This window comes from Microbacterium sp. 22303 (assembly GCF_052045265.1).
Taxonomy (GTDB): domain Bacteria; phylum Actinomycetota; class Actinomycetes; order Actinomycetales; family Microbacteriaceae; genus Microbacterium.
Genome location: NZ_JBQEOQ010000001.1, coordinates 394392 through 414352, shown reverse-complemented (window position 1 = coordinate 414352; position 19961 = coordinate 394392). Strand labels below are relative to the sequence as shown.

General features: G+C 69.3%; 21 protein-coding genes and 1 tRNA gene. 7 read left to right on the top strand and 15 right to left on the bottom strand.

The genetic code is table 11. From position 1 onward, the window contains the following. Positions 1 to 17 precede the first annotated feature (17 nt). Together ACTJI8_RS01990 and ACTJI8_RS01985 are read right to left on the bottom strand one after the other, a co-directional pair. Positions 18 to 428, bottom strand: coding sequence for a VOC family protein (locus ACTJI8_RS01990; RefSeq protein WP_440731733.1), 411 nt, complete (start codon positions 426 to 428; stop codon positions 18 to 20). A gap of 10 nt (positions 429 to 438) precedes the next feature. Beyond that, complete coding sequence (locus ACTJI8_RS01985) at positions 439 to 876, bottom strand: helix-turn-helix transcriptional regulator (RefSeq protein WP_440731732.1); 438 nt, start codon at positions 874 to 876, stop codon at positions 439 to 441. A gap of 105 nt (positions 877 to 981) precedes the next feature. On the opposite strand from ACTJI8_RS01985, the gene ACTJI8_RS01980 reads away from it, so the two are divergent. Next, entirely contained in the window at positions 982 to 1566 is a 585-nt protein-coding gene (locus tag ACTJI8_RS01980) for an HdeD family acid-resistance protein (RefSeq protein WP_440731731.1), read from the top strand. Between the two features lie 61 nt (positions 1567 to 1627). On the opposite strand, the gene ACTJI8_RS01975 is transcribed toward ACTJI8_RS01980, so the two are convergent. Continuing rightward, positions 1628 to 2392 (bottom strand): SDR family oxidoreductase, encoded by a 765-nt coding sequence (locus tag ACTJI8_RS01975; protein ID WP_440731730.1) that lies wholly within the window; start codon positions 2390 to 2392, stop codon positions 1628 to 1630. Positions 2393 to 2528: 136 nt separating this feature from the next. On the opposite strand from ACTJI8_RS01975, the gene ACTJI8_RS01970 reads away from it, so the two are divergent. From ACTJI8_RS01970 to ACTJI8_RS01955, 4 genes are all read left to right on the top strand, one after another. Then, complete coding sequence (locus ACTJI8_RS01970; RefSeq protein WP_440731729.1) at positions 2529 to 3005, top strand: NfeD family protein; 477 nt, start codon at positions 2529 to 2531, stop codon at positions 3003 to 3005. Between the two features lie 21 nt (positions 3006 to 3026). After that, positions 3027 to 4034 (top strand): SPFH domain-containing protein, encoded by a 1008-nt coding sequence (locus ACTJI8_RS01965; protein WP_440731728.1) that lies wholly within the window; start codon positions 3027 to 3029, stop codon positions 4032 to 4034. Continuing rightward, positions 4031 to 4804, top strand: a complete 774-nt coding sequence (locus tag ACTJI8_RS01960; protein ID WP_440731727.1) for a glycerophosphodiester phosphodiesterase family protein — start codon at positions 4031 to 4033, stop codon at positions 4802 to 4804. Before ACTJI8_RS01965 ends, ACTJI8_RS01960 begins: the two co-directional genes overlap by 4 nt. Before the next feature lie 154 nt (positions 4805 to 4958). Further along, the gene (locus ACTJI8_RS01955) at positions 4959 to 5342 is read left to right on the top strand and encodes an RNA polymerase-binding protein RbpA (RefSeq protein ID WP_440731726.1); all 384 of its coding nucleotides are present in this window, start codon (positions 4959 to 4961) and stop codon (positions 5340 to 5342) included. Here ACTJI8_RS01955 and lnt read toward each other — a convergent pair. From lnt to ACTJI8_RS01910, 9 genes are read right to left on the bottom strand one after another with little or no spacing between them, the layout of a single operon-like run. Then, the gene (lnt, locus tag ACTJI8_RS01950; protein WP_440731725.1) at positions 5339 to 6928 is read right to left on the bottom strand and encodes an apolipoprotein N-acyltransferase; all 1590 of its coding nucleotides are present in this window, start codon (positions 6926 to 6928) and stop codon (positions 5339 to 5341) included. The genes ACTJI8_RS01955 and lnt overlap by 4 nt on opposite strands. Before the next feature lie 2 nt (positions 6929 to 6930). Beyond that, entirely contained in the window at positions 6931 to 9405 is a 2475-nt protein-coding gene (locus ACTJI8_RS01945) for a DEAD/DEAH box helicase (protein WP_440731724.1), read from the bottom strand. Beyond that, complete coding sequence (gene tatC, locus ACTJI8_RS01940) at positions 9402 to 10157, bottom strand: twin-arginine translocase subunit TatC (RefSeq protein ID WP_440732427.1); 756 nt, start codon at positions 10155 to 10157, stop codon at positions 9402 to 9404. The genes ACTJI8_RS01945 and tatC overlap by 4 nt, the downstream gene beginning before the upstream one ends. 59 nt (positions 10158 to 10216) lie before the next feature. After that, entirely contained in the window at positions 10217 to 10501 is a 285-nt protein-coding gene (tatA, locus tag ACTJI8_RS01935; RefSeq protein ID WP_440731723.1) for a Sec-independent protein translocase subunit TatA, read from the bottom strand. A gap of 37 nt (positions 10502 to 10538) precedes the next feature. Then, positions 10539 to 11528, bottom strand: a complete 990-nt coding sequence (locus tag ACTJI8_RS01930) for a helix-turn-helix transcriptional regulator (protein WP_440731722.1) — start codon at positions 11526 to 11528, stop codon at positions 10539 to 10541. Next, a complete protein-coding gene (locus ACTJI8_RS01925; RefSeq protein WP_440731721.1) occupies positions 11525 to 12511 on the bottom strand; it encodes a helix-turn-helix transcriptional regulator in 987 nt (328 codons plus the stop codon). Before ACTJI8_RS01925 ends, ACTJI8_RS01930 begins: the two co-directional genes overlap by 4 nt. Further along, complete coding sequence (locus tag ACTJI8_RS01920) at positions 12512 to 13420, bottom strand: FKBP-type peptidyl-prolyl cis-trans isomerase (RefSeq protein ID WP_440731720.1); 909 nt, start codon at positions 13418 to 13420, stop codon at positions 12512 to 12514. Between the two features lie 10 nt (positions 13421 to 13430). Beyond that, on the bottom strand, positions 13431 to 14462 hold the full coding sequence (locus tag ACTJI8_RS01915; RefSeq protein ID WP_440731719.1) for a tRNA (adenine-N1)-methyltransferase: 1032 nt from the start codon (positions 14460 to 14462) through the stop codon (positions 13431 to 13433). Continuing rightward, positions 14459 to 15145 (bottom strand): HAD family hydrolase, encoded by a 687-nt coding sequence (locus tag ACTJI8_RS01910; RefSeq protein ID WP_440731718.1) that lies wholly within the window; start codon positions 15143 to 15145, stop codon positions 14459 to 14461. Before ACTJI8_RS01910 ends, ACTJI8_RS01915 begins: the two co-directional genes overlap by 4 nt. 92 nt (positions 15146 to 15237) lie before the next feature. Between ACTJI8_RS01910 and ACTJI8_RS01905 the strand changes: the two genes are divergently transcribed. Beyond that, complete coding sequence (locus ACTJI8_RS01905; protein WP_440731717.1) at positions 15238 to 16089, top strand: PAC2 family protein; 852 nt, start codon at positions 15238 to 15240, stop codon at positions 16087 to 16089. Between the two features lie 55 nt (positions 16090 to 16144). Here the strand turns inward: ACTJI8_RS01905 and ACTJI8_RS01900 are convergent, their stop codons facing one another. Both ACTJI8_RS01900 and ACTJI8_RS01895 read right to left on the bottom strand, forming a co-directional pair. Next, positions 16145 to 16969 (bottom strand): undecaprenyl-diphosphate phosphatase, encoded by an 825-nt coding sequence (locus ACTJI8_RS01900; RefSeq protein ID WP_440731716.1) that lies wholly within the window; start codon positions 16967 to 16969, stop codon positions 16145 to 16147. 65 nt (positions 16970 to 17034) lie between these two features. Further along, positions 17035 to 18336: a M20/M25/M40 family metallo-hydrolase gene (locus ACTJI8_RS01895; RefSeq protein WP_440731715.1), complete on the bottom strand. Its 1302-nt coding sequence runs from the start codon at positions 18334 to 18336 to the stop codon at positions 17035 to 17037. A gap of 109 nt (positions 18337 to 18445) precedes the next feature. Between ACTJI8_RS01895 and ACTJI8_RS01890 the strand changes: the two genes are divergently transcribed. Further along, positions 18446 to 18530 (top strand) — tRNA-Leu (locus ACTJI8_RS01890). A 283-nt stretch (positions 18531 to 18813) separates the two neighbouring features. On the opposite strand, the gene ACTJI8_RS01885 is transcribed toward ACTJI8_RS01890, so the two are convergent. Further along, positions 18814 to 19923 carry a VIT1/CCC1 transporter family protein gene (locus ACTJI8_RS01885; RefSeq protein WP_440731714.1) on the bottom strand — a complete coding sequence of 370 codons (1110 nt, stop codon included), beginning with the start codon at positions 19921 to 19923 and terminating at the stop codon, positions 18814 to 18816. Positions 19924 to 19961 lie beyond the last annotated feature (38 nt).

Sequence of the window (19961 nt, the reverse complement as noted above, 5' to 3'; positions counted from 1 at the left end):
GGGGCACCGCGCAGGCTTCAGCCCACCTGCTGCAGACGGATCATGTTGCCAGCCGGGTCACGGAACGCGCAGTCGCGGATCCCATAGGGCTGGTCGATCGGCTCCTGCACGACGTCGCCGCCGCGCGACTCGATCTCGGCGAACGCCGCGTCCACATTCTCCGTCGCGAGCACCACTCCCCCGAAGCTGCCCTTCGCCATGAGCTCCAGGATCGTGCGCCGCTCGTCGTCGTTGATGCCCGGATCCACCGCCGGCGGGGTGAGCACGATGGAGGTGTCCGGCTGGTTCGCCGGTCCCACCGTCAGCCAGCGCATCTGCTGGTAACCGACGTCCTTGCGCAATTCCCACCCGAGCACATCGCGGTAGAAGTGGAGCGACTCCTCGGCATCGGTGTGCGGGAGGAAGCTGGCGTTGATCAGGATGTCCATGCCGCTCACGCTACGCGGGTGGCTCCTGCGGGGCTTCTCGATTCCTGATCGGTCTGGTGGCCTGCTTCTCGATCCACGACGGGATCCCCGGTCCCAGGCCCGGGTCGGCGCGATAGCGGCTCGGGGAGACACCGACGAGTTCCGAGAACCGAGTGCTGAACGTCCCGAGCGACTGGAATCCGACGGCGAAGCACGCCTCCGTCACCGACACGTCGCCGCGACGCAGCAGGGCCATCGCCCGCTCGATCCTGCGGGTCATCAGATAGGAGTACGGAGGCTCGCCGTAGACGATCTTGAATTGGCGGCTCAGATGCCCCGCCGACATATGCACCCCTGCGGCAAGGGCCTCGACGTCGAGCGGCTGGGCGTAGTCCCGATCGATGCGGTCCCGGACCCTTCGCAGTGCGGCGAGATCCCGCAGGTGATCCTCGTCGGCGGCCGGGCTCATCCCCCGATCCTCGCACGGCGGCGCGGGGTTCGCGGATCCCTTCCGTGCCGAGCGGTACAGTAAGGCCATCCCAGATTCTCAGGGATTACTCAGAAAGGGTCCCCCATGTCCGAAGCAGTTGCCGATGCGAAGAGCCTCGTGAAGTCGCTTCGCATCTTCCTCGCCGTGTCCGGCATCATCGCACTCATCGCGGGCATCGTGATGCTGGTGTGGCCGGTCAAGACGGCTTTCGTCCTCACCGGAATCGTTGCCGCCTATCTGATCGTCGCCGGCGTCGTCTACATCGGCCTCGGCATCTTCAGCGCCGCGAAGTCCGGTTGGGCCCGAGTCGGCCACATCGCCCTCGGACTCCTCTACATCGTCGCGGGCGTCATCGCGTTCTCGAACATCCAGGCGGCGACCGTCGCGTTCGCGCTCGTCACCGTGATCTTCATCGGCGTCAGCTGGATCTTCGACGGCGTCGTCTCGCTGAGCCTCATGGGGCAGGACGGGTCCAGGACCTGGACGCTGCTCTACGCGCTGCTCAGCATCGTGGCGGGCATCGCTGTGATCAGCCTGGGGCTCGCAGCCGTGCCGTTCTTCTGGCTGTTCCTCGGCATCTCGCTCGTCGTGCTCGGCGTCATGCAGATCGTGCGCGCGATCACGATCGCGAAGGACGCTAAGGCCGTCGCGGACGCTGCCGGTCTCTGACTCCTCCTGCACGCGGAAGCGGCCCGGCGCATCTGCTCCGGGCCGCTTCCGCGTGTTCGGACTACTCGGCGACGAACCCGCTGACGTCGCCGATCAGACGGGTGTGGTCGGCGGGCACGGGCTCGACGGCCGCCAATGCCACCTCAGCGGCGAACTCGGCGACGTTGTACAGACGCCCCGCCGACTCGCGACGCTGCGAGATCGCGCCCGGGTTCGCGCGCTCGAGCAGCGTCGCCGTGATGGTGCCCTCGATCATGTCGCCTGAGACGACGACGAACTCGACGCCCTGCGCCTCGATCGTGGGGATCAGCTCGCGCAGCGCGTCCTCGCCGGCACGCTTGGACAGCGCGACCGGCACGTACTCCGGCATCGTCGGCGTGGTCCGGATGAAGTGGGCCTGGTGGCTGGTGACGAAGACGATGCGCCCGCCCTCGCGCAGCAGGGGAAGCGCGGTCTCCAGCACGTTGACCTGGGCGTCGCGGTTGAGGCGCAGTGCGTAGTCCTCACCCATGTTCGCCTCCATGCCTCCGGAGGCATTCAGCACCAGCACGTCCAGCCCGCCGAACTCCGCCTTCACCGCGTCGAACATCCCGGCGACAGAGGTCGGATCCGTCAGATCGGCGCCGATCACCAGCGCGCGGCGGCCCAGCGCCCGCACCTCGCCGGCGAGCTTCTCCGCGCGCGGAGCCTTGTTGCGGAAGTTGATGACGACGTCCGCCCCCGCCTCCGCGAAATACCGGATCGTGTCGGCGCCGATGCCACGGGAGGATCCGGTGACGAGGGCGACCTTGCCGGTCAGCGATTCTGCGGGAAGGGTCTGAGACACGGGGACTCCTCGGAGAGGGTGCGCACGCGGCGCGCGGGTGGGACCAGAACACCCTACCAATCCGCGTGATTCCGCGGAGAGTGACGCGGAAGAGGCGCACTGACCGCGTGATAGGTTGGCAAAAAGAGGGGGCGGTATGGACACGATCCTGCAGATGTTCCAGGACTGGGCGTGGATCGGCTGGCTGGTCCTCATGGTCCTGTTCTTCGTCATCGAGATCTTCACTCTCGACATGACCTTCCTCATGCTCGGACTCGGATCGGCCGTGGGCCTGCTCTCCACGCTCACCGGATGGCCCGTCTGGGTGCAGGTGATCATCGCCGCTCTCGCCGCCGTGCTGCTCATCTTCGTGCTGCGCCCGCCGCTGCTGCGTCGCCTCCATCGCGGCGAGGACCAGACCCGATCCAACGTCGCTGCACTGATCGGGCTGCACGGCACTGTGCTGCTCGAGGTCACGACGCTCACCGGTCAGGTCAAGCTCAGCAACGGCGACACCTGGACCGCCCGCCTCGCCTCCGAGGCTCCCGTCATCGCGCCCCTCTCCCCCGGCGCCCCCGTGACGGTGGAGCGGATCGAAGGCGCCACCGCGTACGTCCGTTCCACCCACGTCTAGGAGAAACAGGAGCAGCCCTTCATGGACAGCGCGTCCTTCATCCCCACCGCCATCGGATGGATCCTGGCGATCGCCGTCATCATCTTCGTGCTGGTGACCATCGCCCGTTCGGTCAGGATCATCCCCCAGGCCACCGCCGGCGTCGTCGAGCGGCTCGGCAGGTATCACAAGACTCTGATGCCGGGCCTGAACCTGCTCGTGCCGTTCATCGATCGCCTGCGCCCTCTCATCGACATGCGCGAGCAGGTCGTCTCGTTCCCGCCGCAGCCCGTGATCACCGAGGACAACCTCGTGGTGTCGATCGACACCGTCGTGTACTTCCAAGTGACCGACGCCCGCGCCGCGACCTACGAGATCGCGAACTACCTCGGCGCCGTCGAGCAGCTCACGACCACCACGCTGCGCAACGTGGTCGGTGGACTGAACCTCGAGGAGGCGCTGACCAGCCGCGACAACATCAACGGTCAGCTGCGCATCGTCCTCGACGAGGCGACCGGCAAGTGGGGCATCCGGGTCGGCCGCGTCGAGCTGAAGGCGATCGACCCGCCCGTCTCGATCCAGGACTCGATGGAGAAGCAGATGCGCGCCGAGCGCGACCGTCGTGCGGCGATCCTCACTGCGGAGGGCACCAAGCAGTCGCAGATCCTGGAGGCCGAAGGTCAGCGGCAGGCGGACATCCTCCGTGCCGAGGGTGAGAAGCAGGCCGCGGTGCTGCGCGCCGAGGGTGAGGCGGAGGCGATCCAGAACGTCTTCAACGCCATCCACCAGGGCCAGCCCGACGACAAGCTGCTCGCTTACCAGTACCTGCAGATGCTGCCGAAGATCAGTGAGAGCGCGTCCAGCAAGCTGTGGATCATCCCGAGCGAGTTCACCGAGGCGCTGAAGAACTTCGGCGGCGCCTTCACGCCGGGGGCGGGCGGATCCACTCCGTTCACCTCGACGGCACCCGCAGCGGCGGTCCCGACCACGCGCGCGGCGGCTGCCGCTGCTGCCACTCCTCCCGCGTCAGCTTCAAACGGCGCCGCGTGACGCACCCGTACTTCCAGGGCGCCTCGGCGCCGCGAGTCCTCGCTCATCGCGGTCTGGTGGGCGAGGACTCGTCCGTGTTCGACAACTCCGCTCTCGCCATCGCCGCCGCTGACGCCGCGGGCGCGGAGTACGTGGAGACGGATTGCCGGGCGACCGCTGATGGCGATGCCGTGCTGTTCCACGACGAGACGCTGCAACGACTGCTCGGAGATCCCCGCCCGGTCGCCGAGGTCACGACGGCCGAGCTGGTCGCGCTGTTCGCCGCCCACGGCGGACTGCTCACACTCGCCGACGCGCTCGAGTCCTTCCCGCTGCTGCGCTTCAACGTGGATGTGAAGGCGCTCGCAGCTGCCGGGGACGTGGGACGCGCTGCGGCCGCGCACGGGCATCGGGTGCTGCTCACGAGCTTCGACGACCGCAACCGTCGCGCCGCGCTGGAGGCCGCCGCGGCTGCGGGCGCCGAGGTGCTGCCGGCTTCCTCCGGCGGGCGGACCGCGATCGCGCTGCTGCGTCTGGCGTCGGCCCTGCGTCTTCGCGGCTGGGTGCGCCGCATACTGCGAGGGCTGGACGCCGTGCAGATCCCCGAGCGGTTCGGTGCGGTGCGGGTGTTCACGCCGGCACTCGTGCGCGCCGCGCACGACGCCGGCGTCGAGGTTCACGTGTGGACCGTCAACGACCCCGAACGCATGCGCGCGCTGGTGTCCGCCGGCGCCGACGGCATCGTCACCGATCGTGCGGACGTCGCGATCAAGGCCCTCGCCCCGCACTGAGATCCAGTTTCGTCGTACGGCGGACCCAGTCCCATTTCGCAGGCTGAGCGCTCCCGGGCTGGGTATCGACTGTGAAAGCCTTCATGGTTTGCCCCCTTCGCACCTTCTGCACAGCCCGGGCCGATATACCTGAGGGCGACGAGAGGACCACACAATGGCAGATCGCAGCCTTCGGGGAATCCGACTCGGCGCCCAGAGCCTTCAGAGCGAAGAGGGCGTCGTCTTCATGGAACGCCAGCAGACCGCATACTCCTGCGACACCTGCGGCCACGTGACCACACTGATGTTCGCGGCCGATGCCGAGCCGCCGGCCACCTGGGAGTGCCGCGCGTGCGGCGCTGACGCCCGACTGCAGATCGACGGCAAGTCCGTCGAGATCGCGGCGGACGGCGACAAGGGCGGACGCACGCACTGGGACATGCTTCTGGAGCGCCGCACCCGTGCCGAGCTCGAGGAACTCCTGGAAGAGCGCCTCGCGTTCATCCGCGCACGTCGCGGCGCCGGCGAAGACCCGACCCGCGAACGGATCGGCGCCTAAGCCTCCGACCGGCCCCGTCGTACCCGACCGGACACACCCGCGACGACGACCACGAGCAGCCCGCCCCACAGCAGGACCTGCTCCAGCCAGGGCCCGATGAGCACACCCGCAGTCGCCCCGGTGCGCAGTTCGACATCTTCGAGCAGTGCACCGGGGCGATCCTCGTCCAGAGAGGCCTGCGTGGAGCCGTCGGCACGGATCACCTGACTGGTGCCGACCGTGGAGATGTTCACGACCGCTCGCCCGGTCTCGACGGCCCGCATGCGCGCGATCCCGAGCTGCTGCAGGTTCTCGACCGTGCCGCGGAAGTCCGCGTTGTTCGTCTGGAACACCAGCACCTGGGCACCGCCGTCGATGCCCTCGGCGATGACCTCGTCATAGATCACGTCGAAGCAGATGGCCAGCCCCACCGTCTTCGCGCCCACGCGCACGGTCGGTGCATCGACGCCCGGCGTGTACCCTCGGCCGATCAGGCCGATCAGATCCGGCACGATCGCGTTGTAGAACGCACGATCGGGCACGTACTCGCCGAACGGCACGGGGTGCCGCTTCGAATGCGTCTGCACGTCACCCCTCGCCAGCGTGCGGTGATTGTCGGTCGGCCACAGGAACGAGGTGTTGTAGAACAGCTCGCCCTTCTGCGTGGCCGCATTCGCGAGGATCGGTGCCTGCGCGCGTGTGGCGATCCCGTCGAGCGCGTCCGACAGCACCGGGTACTGGAACGGATCGCCGTCGAGACCGCCCTCCGGCCAGACCAGCAGATCCATGCGCTTGCCGTACAGCGGCTCCGTCGCCGCCGCCTGCGCGGTCAGCACGTCGAGTGGCTCGCGCTTGTCGAAATACCCGGTCGGACCGTTGCCCTGCACTGCGCCGATCCGCATCGTGCCGTCCGCTGCGGTGGGGAACGCCGGAAGGAGCGCGAGCAGCGCCACCAGCACGATCGGCGGCACCACCGCCGCGCCGCGCGAACGCGGGCGACTGCGTGCGAGTTCGACGAGGAACGCCACGAGGAGCACCATCAGGAATCCGAGTCCGCTGATCCCGATCCAGCTCGTCACCCGCGCCGCCGCGGTGTCGGACATCGTGTAGGCGATGCGCGCCCAGGGGAACCCGCCGTAGGGCCAGTTCCCGAGGAACAGCTCGCGGCCGATCCACAGGGCCGCCGCCACCACGGAGAGGATGCCGGCGCGGAGCAGACCCGGACGGACCAGCACCGGGATCCAGCGGTACGCGAGCGTCACTGGGATCAGGGCGACCGCCGTCAGCGCCGCCTCGAGCAGGCCCAGAGCGAGCCACGGTATCGGCCCCAGGTAGCGCGCCGTCCAGGAGACGAGGACCAGGAACAGCACTGCGCCATACACGAACCCCACCAGCAGGGCGGACCAAGTGCGGCGTCCGATCAGCGCGACGAGGAGGAGAGCCACGGCGGGGAACGCAGCGATCCACACCGACAGCGCGGGGAACGCCAGGTTGAGAAGCCCCCCTGCGGTCGCCGCGGCGAGCAGCGCCGCCCAGAGCGGCAGCACAGGGCGAGATGCAGGGCGCGTGGAGCGTGCCTCGGCGGGCTCGGCGATGCGGGCGGTCACGGTCACATCGAGGAGTAGGCGACGATGCCGCGGCGGACACCGTCGAGCGCGGCACGGGCCGTGCGCGCGGTGTCGGCGTTCGGCGCGACGATGGAGAGCTGGTCCAGCAGATCGATGGTCTGCTTCGCCCAGCGCACGAAGTCCCCGGCTGCCATGTCGGCATCCTCCAGCACGGCATCGAGCGACATCCCCCGCGCCCAGGCGTGCATCGCGCCGGCGAGTCCCGCCGAGGGACGATCGGATCCTGGTAGCCGGTTGTCGTGCTCGAGGTCGTCGAGCTCTGCCCAGAGCTCCTGCGTGCGCTCCCAGGCGATGCGGAAGCGGCCGCGTGGCAGATCGCGGGGGTCGATCGAGCCGTCGTCGCGCCGGGGTTCGTATACGAGGGCGCAGGCCATGGCGGCGAGGGACGGCGCGTCCAGACCGTCCCACAGTCCCCGCCGGAGCGACTCCGCCACGAGCAGGTCCCGCTCCCCGTAGATGCGCTGCATGGTGCGGCCCGCGTCGGTGAGGGTGAGCTGGTCTCCGCCCCCCTGCACATAGCCGACCTCGGTGAGCACGTCGAGCACCCGGTCGAAGACGCGGGCGACCGTGCCCGTGCGGTTCTCGATCTGGCGTCGGGTGCGGTCGGTCTCCCGCTTGAGCTTCCAGTACCGCTCAGCCCAACGCGCATGCTGTTCGCGATCCGGGCAGCGGTGGCAGGCGTGGCGCTGCATCGCGCGACGGAGCGACTCGATCTGATGCAGTCGCTTCTCGCGCACCGCGCGCGGCGCCTGCTGATCGGCGCGGTTCTTCTTCTCCAGATCGCTGAGCTCGCGCCGGATCCCCGAGTACTCCGTGAAGTCACCACGGTCGCAGGTCATCGACCCGAGGTAGCCCTCCAGCGATGCTTCGGCTTCGCGCACCGTGCGCGCGAGTCCGACGACCGCGCGGTCGGCCTGGAACTGGGCGAACGACGACTCGAGGACCTCGCGAGAGCGGTTGCGCCCGAACCGGTCCAGCAGGTTCACCGCCATGTTGTATGTGGGCCGGAAGCTGGAGTTCAGCGGGTAGGTGCGCCGCGAGGCGAGGGCGGCGACGGCCTGCGGGTCCATGCCCTCGGTCCACTGCACGACGGCATGCCCCTCGACGTCGATGCCGCGGCGGCCGGCACGACCCGTGAGCTGGGTGTACTCCCCCGAAGTGATCGCGACCCGCGCCTCACCGTTGAACTTCTCCATGCGCTCGAGCACGACAGTGCGCGCCGGCATGTTGATGCCCAGGGCGAGCGTCTCCGTCGCGAAGACGACCTTGAGCAGGCGCTGCTTGAAGAGGTCTTCGACGACCTCCTTGAACGCCGGCAGCAGCCCCGCGTGGTGCGCGGCGACTCCGCGCTCCAGGTTGTCCAGCCAGTCCCAGTAACCGAGCACCGCGAGGTCCTCGTCGCGCAGGGTGCGCACCCGATCCTCGACGATCGCGCGGATCTCGCGACGCTCCTCCACCGTGGTCAGCCGCAGCCCGGAGCGCCGCACCTGCTGCACCGCGGAATCGCAGCCGACGCGGCTGAAGATGAAGAAGATCGCCGGCAGCAGGTTCGCGCGGTCCAGCAGGTCCACGACCTGGGGGCGGTCGAGCCGCTCGATGCGGCGCACATTGGCCGAGCGCACGGGGCGCTTGCCCCCGCGTTGCGGTCGTCTCCCCTGGGCACCCGCGTGGCGCGCACTGCGGTACTGCTGGGCATCGCGGTTGCGCTCGTAGTTGGCCCCACCGAACGAGCGGATCCGGAGCAGCTCCTGGTTGACCTGCGCGGTCGCGATCCCGGCGCGGTCGTCGAACAGCGGGAGCAGGTCGTCTCGCACGAGCACGTGCTGCTCCAGAGGCACCGGACGGATCTCGGAGACGATCACCTCGGTATTGCCGCGGACCGTGTCCAGCCAATCGCCGAACTCCTCGGCGTTGGACACCGTCGCACTCAGCGCGACGAGCCGCACGCTCTGCGGGAGGTGGATGATGACCTCTTCCCACACCGCGCCGCGGAAGCGGTCGGCGAGGTAGTGCACCTCGTCCATGATCACGTAGCGGAGATCCTCGAGGGCGCGGGAATCCGCGTAGATCATGTTGCGCAGCACCTCGGTGGTCATCACCACGATGCGGGCCGAGCCGTTGATGTTGACGTCACCGGTGAGCAGGCCCACCTGGTCCGCGCCGTACACGTCGACGAGCTCTCGGAACTTCTGGTTCGACAGCGCCTTCATCGGCGTCGTGTAGAACGCCTTGTCCGCCGGAGTCGACATCGCCTGGTGGATCGCGAACTCGCCCACGATCGTCTTGCCGGCACCGGTGGGCGCCGCAACGAGGACGCTGCTGCCGCGCTCCAGGGCATGGCAGCCCTCGATCTGGAACGGATCCAGCTGAAAGCGCTGCATCGCCGCGAAGGCGGTCGTGGCGGGGTGGTCCTGAGCGGCGCGGGCGGCGGCGTATCGATCCGCCGGCGACGTCATACCGTGGACTCCTCGAGGAACTCCTGCTGGCGCTTGTGCTTGCGCCTGTCGAAGAGCATCGACAGCCCTGCTGCCGCGAAGTACAGCACGATCAGGATGCCGGCGAGCATGAGCATGCTCACCACGTCGGCGGCGGGCGTCGCCAGGGCCGCGAACAGGCACGCGATCAGGATCGCGATCCGCCAGGCCTTCAGAATCGCCCGGCCGGACATGATGCCGGCGAAGTTCAGGGCCACGAGGAACACCGGGATGATGAAGGAGACCCCGATGACGATCATCAGCTTGAAGATGAAGTCGTAGTAATCCTGCGCGTTGTAGAGGTTCTGCGCACCTTCAGGTGTGAAGCCCGCCATCAACTCGATGATGTGCGGCATGACCAGGACGCCCACGTAGCAACCGGCGAAGAACAACGGGACGGCCGACGCGACGAAACCGATCGTGTACCTGATCTCCTTCCGCGTGAGACCGGGCATGATGAAGGCCCAGATCTGCCACAGCCACACGGGCGCGGAGAGGAAGATGCCGATCGAGAACGCCATCCGCATGCGCAGGTCGAACGGCGCGGTCACCGACGAGAACGTGAACCCGACGAGGTCCTTGCCCCGTTCCTCGGCGACCTGACGGATGGGCCCGGTGACGAAGTGCAGGATCGGGTCGGTGACGAAGAACGCGATCACCATGCCGAGGACGAGAGCGCCGGCGGCGAAGACGAGTCGCTTGCGCAACTCGATGAGATGCCCGGCCAGGGGCATGGTGCTGTCGCGACGCGGCTTCCGCCCCTTCGTCGCCGGTGACGCGTCGGTCACGCCCGTCAGCGCTGGGTACCGGCGTCGTGCGGCGGGTTGACGGCGGTGGTGTCGGCCGCGTTCTGCACCGGGGTCGGCAGAGCGGTCGTCGCGGGCGCCTGGGTCGATGCGGCGGCGTCCGTCGCGGAAGCTGCTGCGTCCTCGTCCTTCATCGCCTTCATCTCACCCTTGAAGACGCGAGCAGACTGGCCCATGCTCTTGGCGAGCGCGGGAAGCTTGGCCGCGCCGAACAACAGCAGGATGACGGCGAGGATGATGACCAGATGCCATCCGTTGAGTCCGGCGAACATGATGATCTCCCTTGATGGATCGGGTGTTGCGCACAGTCTACCGTGACTGCGGGTTGGTTTGTTCGGAGTACAGCGCAAGTGCTGCGACGGCCCATTCCCGAGCGGCGCAACGCGCCGATGCGGGTTCGAGGATCTCCACCGCGCCGCCGAAACGAGCGGCCAGCCGCTTGAGGCTGAGCGGATCCCCCACATGCAGCGTAGCGGTCATGGAATCGTCCTGGACGCCGGCCTCGGCGCGGCGCAGATAGTCGCGCAGCAACGGCGCGAGGCGCTCCGGGAAGCGGATCACCGCCTCGTCGCTCTCCCCGTCCCCGGCGAACAGCTCGGGCACGGGTTCGTCGCCGTGCGTGATCGCGATGTCGGTGAGCCGCGGCTCGCTGACGCGGTCCAGGTGGAAGGTGCGCATCGCGCGGCGCAGATGGCACCAGCCCTGCAGGTACCACTGCCCGTTCGTGATCAGGACCGTCACCGGGTCCACGGTGCGGGTCGTGGGCGCCGCGTCGGGCGCGCGGTACGTGAACGACACCGCGACGTGCTCTTTCAGTGCGGTCGCGACGACGGTGCGGACCTCATCGACCGGACCGGGTGCGACGATGACGTCCGCCGGCAGGCCGGCGGCGCCCCTGGACAGCTTCGCGATGAGCGCCTGCACGACAGTGGAGTCGGCGACGCCCGGCACCGCCGAGGCCAGCTGCAGGCCCGCGACCAGGGCCGCGGCTTCGCGAGCGGTGAACTTCGGCACGCGGCGCAGGCCGACATCGTTGGTGATCTCGATGATCCCCTGCTCATCCAGCAGGTCCCAGTTGATGTCGAACAGCTCCTGCGGCGCCTGCCAATAGCCCTCGTCTCCGGGCAGGCCGATCACCGTGAGCTTCTCGACCATGGCGCGCATCTGCGCCTCGGTCATGTCGAACTCGGCTGCTGCCTCGGCCAGCGAGACCTCGCCGCGTTCGAGCAGATAGGGAACGAGCGTGAGATAGGCGCGGACGCGGTCCGAGCTCAGCAGGGGCTTGCGCTGCGCCATCATTCCCCGTCCTTCGCGTCTGCATGCGCCGCGGCCGCCGCGCGCAGACGCACGATCACCGCGTCGCGGAGCACGGCGGGTTCCACCACGCGGACCTCCGGCCCGTACGAGGCGAGCTCGTCCGCGAAGATGTGCAGATCGACGTAGCGCACGCGGATGCCCTGCGCAGCCGGCTCGGCACGCCGGCCGAGGCGGAGCGCCGCCTCCGTTCCGGGCGTGACCTCCAGCAGGGCCGAGTGCGCAGCGGCGACGGCCTCGAGGCTCGCAAGTGCCCGCTCCCCCGCGCCCTCGCGCATTTCGGCGGGGAACGCGTTGTTCGTGACCGTGACGTCGCCCACGATGCGGGTGAGGAGGAACATGCGATCGCCTTCGGCATCCACATCCCGACCGAACACGTGCCAGCGCGCCTCGTATTCCACGAGGGCGAGCGGTTGCACACGGCGGCGTCGGGGAGCCTGCTCCCCCGGCTTCAGGTAATCGAAGGCGACGGAGACACTGCGTTCGATCGCACTCTGCAACGGGGCGAAGGCGGCCTCGCGCGCGGTGATGCGCGGCGCGAAGCCGATGATCGGCTCGTCCACGTCGATCCCCAGGGCGCGGATCTTGCGCACCCCCGCCTGGGCGTCGGCGGACAGCGACTCCTCACTCCATACACTGCCGGCCAGGCGCAGCACGGCGAGCTCGGCCGGCGTGAACTCTATGTCGACGGGCAGATCGTATTCCGCCTTCGGAATGCGATAGCGGGCTTCGCGCAGATCGTTCGGATCGGCGTGATCGCCCAGCGTCTCGATCGGGATGCCGAGCGAGCGCAGCTCTTCCTTGTCGCGCTCGAACATCTTGTCCAGGGCGTCCGCCTTGCCCTCCGCCCGCTGGCGGTAGCCCGAGACGGACGCGAGGATCTGCTGCTTGGTCAGCCCGATCTCCGTGGCCATGAGCGCCACGACGAGATTCGTCAGACGCTCCTCCGCGGGGATCCGTTCCGCCATCTACTGACCCGTCGTGGCGGAGTCGTCGATGCCGAGGATGTCGACGACGATCGCCTGCGTGCCGTTGCCGTCGGCACCGGTACCCGCGCTCGCATCCGCAGGCGGAACGATCAGGAGGACCTGCGATCCGACGGTCTGGCCCTCGATGCCCGCGGCACCGGAGATCACCGCGGACTGGGAGTCCCACGTGCTGTTGACCACCTTGCGGGTGTCCCAGTCCACGCTGGTGAACTGCACGCGGACGCCGTCGGTCTTCTTCACCTTCTGGCCCTCGCCGCGGATGAGTGTCTGCACCACCTGCTTGGCGGGCTTCTTCGCGTCCGGGACGATGATGCCGGGGCGCCCGTCCGGGGCGCGCACGACGGTGGGCAGGCCCAGCGCGTCGTTGTACTGCAGCGAGCCCTCCGCGTGCGGCAGGAACACCGTGCGCACGTCGAGCACCGCGACCGCGGCCCCCTCGGCCGCGGTCCCGGCGGGGAAACCTACCAGCAGCCGCGATCCGGCGGTGGCGCACTGCAGCGCGTCGCCGAGCGGCTTGGCCTGTGATGCCAGGGTGTTCACGTCCGAAGCGGCCGTCGTCTTGTCGAAACCGGTCGCGCCGATCTTCTGCCCGGTCCGCGCGTCGTACAGCGCGATGTCGACGACGATCGGCTGGTTCTTCGCCGTGATCGGAGTGCCGGTGCCGACGATGAGATCGTCGACGCTCGCCTTCTGCACCTTGGTGGGCGACGCGATGGTGACGGTCGGCTCGGCGCCGAAGTCGCCCTTCACCGTCACGGAGTCGGTGAGCCCGGACGAACTCGGCTGCGTCGGGCAGGCCTTCCCGGCGAACGAGGGGCCTGCGGAGCAGCCGGCCAGCGCGAGGGCGGCGAGGCCGAGGGTGATCAGAGCAGCGGCAGTCTTACGCACGCGCTCCAGTCTATGCGGACGGATCGCCCGCCTCGGCCCCTTCGGCATCCGCGTCGCGCGATGCGGCGAGGCGCGCGCCGCCGGCGGCCCGCTGCGCCTCGCGGACGCGCTTGCGCAGGTTCTTGTCGGTGATCTCGCGATCGCCGACGGCGCCGGGGGTCCATGCCTCCACGTCCTCATCGCCGTAGCTGGGCTTCTTGGCGGCGCGGCGCTTCACATCGGGCGGGATGGCGCCGGGGGCGAGACGACGTGCGGTGATGAGGAAGCCCGTGTGCGCGACCATGCGGTGATCGGGTCGCACCGCCAGGCCCTCGACATGCCAGCCGCGGACCATGGTCTCCGAGGACTCGGGCTCTGTGAACAGACCCGTGCCGCGCACGTACTCCGCGACGCGGGAGAGCTGCGTCGCCGTGGCGATGTAGCAGAGCACCACTCCGCCGGGAGCAAGAGCCTCGGCGACGGCATCGATGCACTCCCACGGCGCAAGCATGTCGAGCACCACGCGGTCGACCGTGCCCGGCTCGAACACGGCGCCGAGCTCCTGCTGAAGGTCGCCCACGACGATCCGCCAGGAGTCCGGGAGCTCACCCAGGAAGGTCTCGACGTTGGCGCTCGCCACCTCGGCGAAGTCGTCCCGGCGCTCGAACGAGACCAGTCGCCCCGTCGGCCCGATGGCGCGCAGAAGCGAGAGCGAGAGCGCCCCGGACCCGACACCGGCCTCGACCACGGTCGCGCCGGGGAAGATGTCCGCCTGGGTGACGATCTGCGCGGCGTCCTTCGGGTACACGATCGCGGCTCCGCGGGGCATCGACATCACGAAGTCCCGCAGCAGCGGGCGCAGCGCCAGGTATTCGTTGCCGGAGCTGTTCTCCACGACCGATCCGTCGGGGAAGCCGATCAGGTCGCGGTGCCGCAGCACGCCGTGGTGGGTGTGCAGCTCCCCGTCCTCGCGCAGCGTGATCGTGTGCATCCGCCCCTTGGGACCGGTCAGCTGCACGCGGTCGCCCTCGCGGAACGGCCCGCTCGGCCGCTGCGCGGTCACAGCGCGGCCTCCGCACGGAGCGAGCGGACGCGAGTGAACTCGGCGAGGAGATCGTCGACACTGCGGCCTGCGAGCGACTCCCAGATCGCATCGGCCCCGAGGCCGTCCAGCTCGACGATGTGCGGGATGCCGATCGCCACCGCACGGGCGGACAGCGCCGCCTGCAGACCGGTCGGCGAGTCCTCGAGCGCCACCGTGTCGGCGATGTCGACGCCGAGCGCGTCAACGGCCCGCAGATACGGGTCGGGGAAGGGCTTGGGCCGCTCGACGTCGTCACCGCCCACGATCACATCGAAGGCATCGAAGCCGATGAGCGAGACGATGTCCTCGGCCATCCTCCGCAGCGACATGGTGACCAGCGCCGTCGGGATGCCCGCCGCGCGCAGCTCGCGCAGCAGCTCACGCGCGCCCGGTCGGAACGGCACGCCGTCCTGCTGCAGGCGCACGCGGACACGCTCGGTGAGGTCGTCGACGATCTCCTGAGCGCCCATCTTCACCCCGGCGCCCTGGAGGATGATCGCGCTGTCGATCAGGCCGCTTCCGACCAGCTGCAGCGCCTGCTCATGCGTCCAGGTGCCGCCGAAGGACTCGATGAGATCGGTCTCGGCGTCCATCCAGTACGGTTCGGTGTCGACAAGGGTTCCGTCCATGTCCCAGAGGACCGCGCGAGGGTGCTGATTCACTCCCCCATCGTACCGGGGGGCCGCGCCACCGATGATGGCGGGGACTAGCCTGGACGGAACACGCGGCGCAGGTCGCCGCAGGAAGGAAGACCGTGCAGGTACTCGGAACCCGGATCGTCGTCGCCGCCTTCGACGGCTGGAACGACGCCGGTGAAGCCGCGTCGGCCGCCGCCGAGCAGATCGAGGACGGCGGCTACGACGTCGTGCATACGGCGGATCCGGAACTCTACTTCGACTACCAGTGGGCCCGCCCGACGCTGGAACGGGACCAGGAGGGCAACCGCAGCCTGCGCTGGCCCACGGCACGGATGCTGCGGCCCGCGGGGAGCGCGGACGGTGCGGAGCCGCGACTCTGGCTGCTCACGGGCACCGAACCCGCCCGCGCGTGGCAGGCGTTCAGTGCGGAGTTCATCGACGCGGCGCTGAGCGAGGACGTCACCGGATTCGTGACCCTCGGCGCGATGCTCTCCGACGTGCCGCACACGCGACCGATCTCGATCTTCGCGTCGAGCGAGAACGCCGAGGTCCGCGAGGCGCTCGGGATCGAGCGCTCGACCTACGAGGGCCCGATCGGCATCCTCTCAGCGCTCGAGCACGCCGCGGAGCAGGCCGGGATCCCCGCCCTGTCGCTGTGGGCCAACGTGCCGCACTACGTGCAGACCGGCGGTTCGTCTCCCAAGGCCACGCTGGCGCTGCTGGACCGGCTGCACGAGGTGACCGGGGTCGATGTCCCCCGGGGATCCCTGTCCACCGAGGCCGCCATGTGGGAGGCGACGATCGATGCGGCCGCCGCGGAGGACGAGGAGATGGCCGCCTACATCGCGCAGCTCGAGACGAAGCGCGACACCTGGGAGTCGCCCGACGCCTCCGGCGAGGCCATCGCGCAGGCCTTCGAGCGGTTCTTCCGCCGCAACGGCGAGGGCCCGGGCGAGCACAAGCGCTGACGAGCCGCACCCGCCTGGCCGCGTCGACGGGCTCCGGGATCGATCCTGCGGCCGGTCAGGGCTTGATCACGCCGAGTGCGAGCAGCACGATGAGCACGATGCCGAGCAGGATCCGGTAGACCACGAACGGCAGGAAACTGCGCTGCGAGATCCAGCGCATGAAGAACGCGATCACGCCCAGGCCCACGACGAAGGCGATGCCCGTCGCGGCGAGCGTCTCGCCGGCGGAGAACACGCTCGGCTCGCCGATGCTCTTCACCGCCTGGTAGACCCCGGATCCGAACACGGCGGGGATGGCGAGCAGGAACGCGTAGCGTGCAGCCGCCTCGCGCTCGTAGCCGAGCAGGAGCCCTGCCGTGATCGTGCCGCCCGACCGGGACACCCCGGGGATCAGCGCGAGGGACTGGGCGAGGCCGTACACGATGCCGTGGCCGAGGGTGAGGTCCTTGAGGGTGCGGCGCCGCGCCCCGATCGCGTCGGCGACACCGAGCAGCACGCCGAAGACGATCAGCATGATGGCGACCAGCCACAGCGAGCGGAACACGGTCTCGATCTGGTCCTTGAGGACCAGCCCGAGCACCACGATCGGGATGCTGCCGATGATGATCAGCCAGCCCATCCTGGCGTCGGGGTCGTTGCGCGGAATGCGGCCGATCAGAGCCGACCACCAGCGGCTGACGATGCGGACGATGTCGCGCCAGAAGAACACGACGACGGCCGCCTCGGTGCCGATCTGCGTGATCGCGGTGAACGCGGCACCCGGATCCTGCGCGCTCGGCAGGAAGGCGCCGACGATCCGCAGATGTGCGCTGGAGGAGATCGGCAGGAACTCGGTGAGTCCCTGCACGATCCCCAGGAAGATGGCTTCGAGAAGGTGCATGGATCGCTTTCGCGTCGTGCGCAGGCTCGCGCGGGTCGGTGTGTGGTCGTGATCCGCAGCGGCGGTCAGTAGGTGCGCAGGAGGTCGGTCAGAACGCGCTGCCCGAAGACGAGGGAGTCGATCGGCACCCTCTCGTCCACGCCGTGGAACATGCCGGTGAAGTCCAGGTCGGCGGGCAGCCTGAGCGGCGCGAAGCCGTAGCCCGTGATGCCGAGGAAGGCGAGCGCCTTGTTGTCGGTGCCCGCGCCGAGCAGGTACGGGATGACCGGGACACCCGGATCGTGCCTCTCGAGCGCCGCCACCATGGCATCGACGAGTGGACCGGCGAACGGCGTCTCCATGCCGATGTCCTGCACGACCATCTCGAGCTCGATGTCGTCGCCGACGAGCGCACGCAGCTGCGCGAGCACGTCTTCCTCCTGCCCCGGGATCACCCGCACATCGACGAGCGCCTCGGCGCGCTCGGGGATCACGTTGTGCTTGTAGCCGGCCTGCAGCACCGTGGGGTTCGTGGTCGTGCGCAGTGTGGAGCGCAGGAACGCCTCCGCGCGGCCCGCCGTCGCGGCGAGGGCATCGGGATCGTCCACAGGAAGGCCGGTCAGGGCGCTCATGCGATCCAGGAATTCGCGGGTCGTGTCGGTGAGCTGGATCGGCCACGCCGTACGTCCGATCGCGGCCACGGCCTCGGCGAGCTTCGTCACGGCGTTGTCGGGGTGGAAGCGGCTGCCATGCCCGGCCCTGCCCTTCGCGATGAGGCGGATCCACATCAGTGCCTTCTCGCCGACCTGCAGCAGGTAGGCGCGCTGGTCACCGACGGGGATCGAATATCCGCCGACCTCGCTGATCGCCTCGGTCGCGCCGGTGAACCATTCCGGACGGTTCTGCACCACGAGGGCAGAGCCTTCGACGCCGCCGTTCTCCTCATCGGCGAAGAACGCCAGGATGAGGTCGCGCTCGGGCTGCTCCCCCGCCCGCAGGATCTCAGCCACCGACGTCAGGATCATGGCGTTCATGTTCTTCATGTCGACGGCGCCGCGTCCCCAGAGCATGCCGTCCCGCACGACGCCGGCGAACGGATCCACACTCCAGTCGCCGGCCATCGCCGGCACGACGTCGAGATGTCCGTGCACGACGAGCGCCGGCTTGTCCCGGTTCCGACCCTCCACCCGCGCCATGACGTTGGTGCGCCGCGGGATGGGCTCGTAGTACTCCGGCTGCAGGCCGAGCGACTCCAGGTACGCCCCGACGTACTCCGCAGCCTCGCGTTCGCCCTTCGCGTCGCCACCGCCGAAGTTGGATGTGTCGAAGCGGATGAGCTCTGCGGCGATCCGCGCGACCTCGGGAAGTTCGGCATCCGGCTGGGGCATGGCACCAGGCTATCGAACCCGCGCGACGCGCCCGACGCGCACCCTGGTTCGAGCAGGCCCCCGGATCGTGCTAATCTCGATCTTCGGTTGGGAACAGCCGAAAACACCAGCGCGGGTGGCGGAATAGGTAGACGCGCTAGCTTGAGGTGCTAGTGCCCGAATAGGGCGTGGGGGTTCAAGTCCCCCCTCGCGCACGCTGGTAGGAAGGCCCCGGGTCCGAAAGGATCCGGGGCCTTCTTCGTCTCTGCGGATCGGTGGTCGCCTGCCTCCGATTCCTGAGAGGTGCGGCTCGGCGTCTGGTCCTGCACACCCTCACGCTCGGCGTTCGACTCGTCGTGCGGGTTGCCCTGGTCACTCATCGCATGCTCCTTTCGTCTGCGCCCAGGATGCGCGCGCAGACGCAGCGGGACCAGCGGGTTGACAACAGGGGCGCCGTGGCGTGCCGACGATACGCAGCAGGCCGCGCGCCGGAGTGGTTCAGCCCATGCTGACGTTGAAGAGCAGACCCAGCACGTAGGTGACCGCGGCCGCGCCGAAGCCGATCGCCAGCTGGCGCAGCCCGCGACGCAGGGGCGGGCCGCCGGACAGAACACCGACGGTCGCGCCGGTGCCGAGCAGAGCGACGCCGACCAGGGCGAGGGCCACGAGCACCGCGGGAGTGCCCTGCATGCCGAAGATCCAGGGCAGCACCGGCACGATCGCACCGGAGGCGAACAGCAGGAAGCTCGAGATCGCAGCAGGCCAGGCGTTGCCGATGATCTCATGCTCGTCGCCGTCTCCGGTCGGCACGCGCAACGGCCCGGTGGCGCGCTGCGCCATGCCCGCCTTGGCCGCGCTCACGACCCGGCGGGCGCGCTGCAGCGACTCGTCGGCGTCCATGCCTCTGGCGCGGTACACCAGGGCGAGCTCGTTCTCGTCGAGGTCGAGGTCGCTCGCGGTGGCGTCCCCGTGCCCGTTCTCCTCCGTCGCCTCCAGCAGTTCGCGCTGCGAGCGCACGGACACGAACTCGCCCGCGCCCATCGAGAGTGCTCCGGCGAGCAGGCCCGCGAAGCCGCTGAACAGCACGAATCCGCTGCTCACGCCCGTGGCGCCGATGCCGAGCACGAGCGCGAGGTTGCTCACCAGGCCGTCGTTCGCGCCGAACACCGCGGCCCGGAACGAACCGGAGAGCTGGCGCCGGCCGCGTGCGGCGAGACCGCGGACCACCTCGAAGTGCACCTTCTCGTCGGCGCGCATCGCCGGAGTGGCGTACACCTCGGAGTCGTACGGAGATCGCGCCTCGGCACTCTGCGCGAGGGCCAGCACGAAGATCGATCCGAAGCGGCCTGCCATCCAGCCGAGGACGCGGGCGCGCAGGCCGGGGCGCGGCAGACGTTGCGGCTCCCCGCCGAGCAGCTCGAGCCAGTGCGCCTCGTGGCGTCCCTCGGCCGCGGCCAGTTCGAGCAGGATCTCGCGTTCCTCGCCGTCGCGACGCTGAGCGAGCTGCTGATAGACGTGCGCCTCCGCGCGCTCCTCCACGAGATAGCGCGCCCAGCGGCGGCGATCGGCCGCAGTGGGCTCGGCAGGGGCAGTGGCGGGGCTGTTCATGAGGTCCTTCACGAGTCGGGCAACCGCTCCACGCTATC

Bases quoted from the DNA above. Each gene is read 5' to 3' on its own strand.
- ACTJI8_RS01900 (WP_440731716.1), bottom strand. From the start codon at position 16,969: ATGCACCTTCTCGAAGCCATCTTCCTGGGGATCGTGCAGGGACTCACC.
- ACTJI8_RS01970 (WP_440731729.1), top strand. From the start codon at position 2,529: ATGGACACGATCCTGCAGATGTTCCAGGACTGGGCGTGGATCGGCTGG.
- tatC (WP_440732427.1), bottom strand. From the start codon at position 10,157: ATGCCCCTGGCCGGGCATCTCATCGAGTTGCGCAAGCGACTCGTCTTC.
- ACTJI8_RS01965 (WP_440731728.1), top strand. From the start codon at position 3,027: ATGGACAGCGCGTCCTTCATCCCCACCGCCATCGGATGGATCCTGGCG.
- ACTJI8_RS01885 (WP_440731714.1), bottom strand. From the start codon at position 19,923: ATGAACAGCCCCGCCACTGCCCCTGCCGAGCCCACTGCGGCCGATCGC.
- ACTJI8_RS01930 (WP_440731722.1), bottom strand. From the start codon at position 11,528: ATGATGGCGCAGCGCAAGCCCCTGCTGAGCTCGGACCGCGTCCGCGCC.
- ACTJI8_RS01985 (WP_440731732.1), bottom strand. From the start codon at position 876: ATGAGCCCGGCCGCCGACGAGGATCACCTGCGGGATCTCGCCGCACTG.
- ACTJI8_RS01955 (WP_440731726.1), top strand. From the start codon at position 4,959: ATGGCAGATCGCAGCCTTCGGGGAATCCGACTCGGCGCCCAGAGCCTT.
- ACTJI8_RS01945 (WP_440731724.1), bottom strand. From the start codon at position 9,405: ATGACGTCGCCGGCGGATCGATACGCCGCCGCCCGCGCCGCTCAGGAC.
- tatA (WP_440731723.1), bottom strand. From the start codon at position 10,501: ATGTTCGCCGGACTCAACGGATGGCATCTGGTCATCATCCTCGCCGTC.
- ACTJI8_RS01990 (WP_440731733.1), bottom strand. From the start codon at position 428: ATGGACATCCTGATCAACGCCAGCTTCCTCCCGCACACCGATGCCGAG.
- ACTJI8_RS01895 (WP_440731715.1), bottom strand. From the start codon at position 18,336: ATGCCCCAGCCGGATGCCGAACTTCCCGAGGTCGCGCGGATCGCCGCA.
- ACTJI8_RS01925 (WP_440731721.1), bottom strand. From the start codon at position 12,511: ATGGCGGAACGGATCCCCGCGGAGGAGCGTCTGACGAATCTCGTCGTG.
- ACTJI8_RS01980 (WP_440731731.1), top strand. From the start codon at position 982: ATGTCCGAAGCAGTTGCCGATGCGAAGAGCCTCGTGAAGTCGCTTCGC.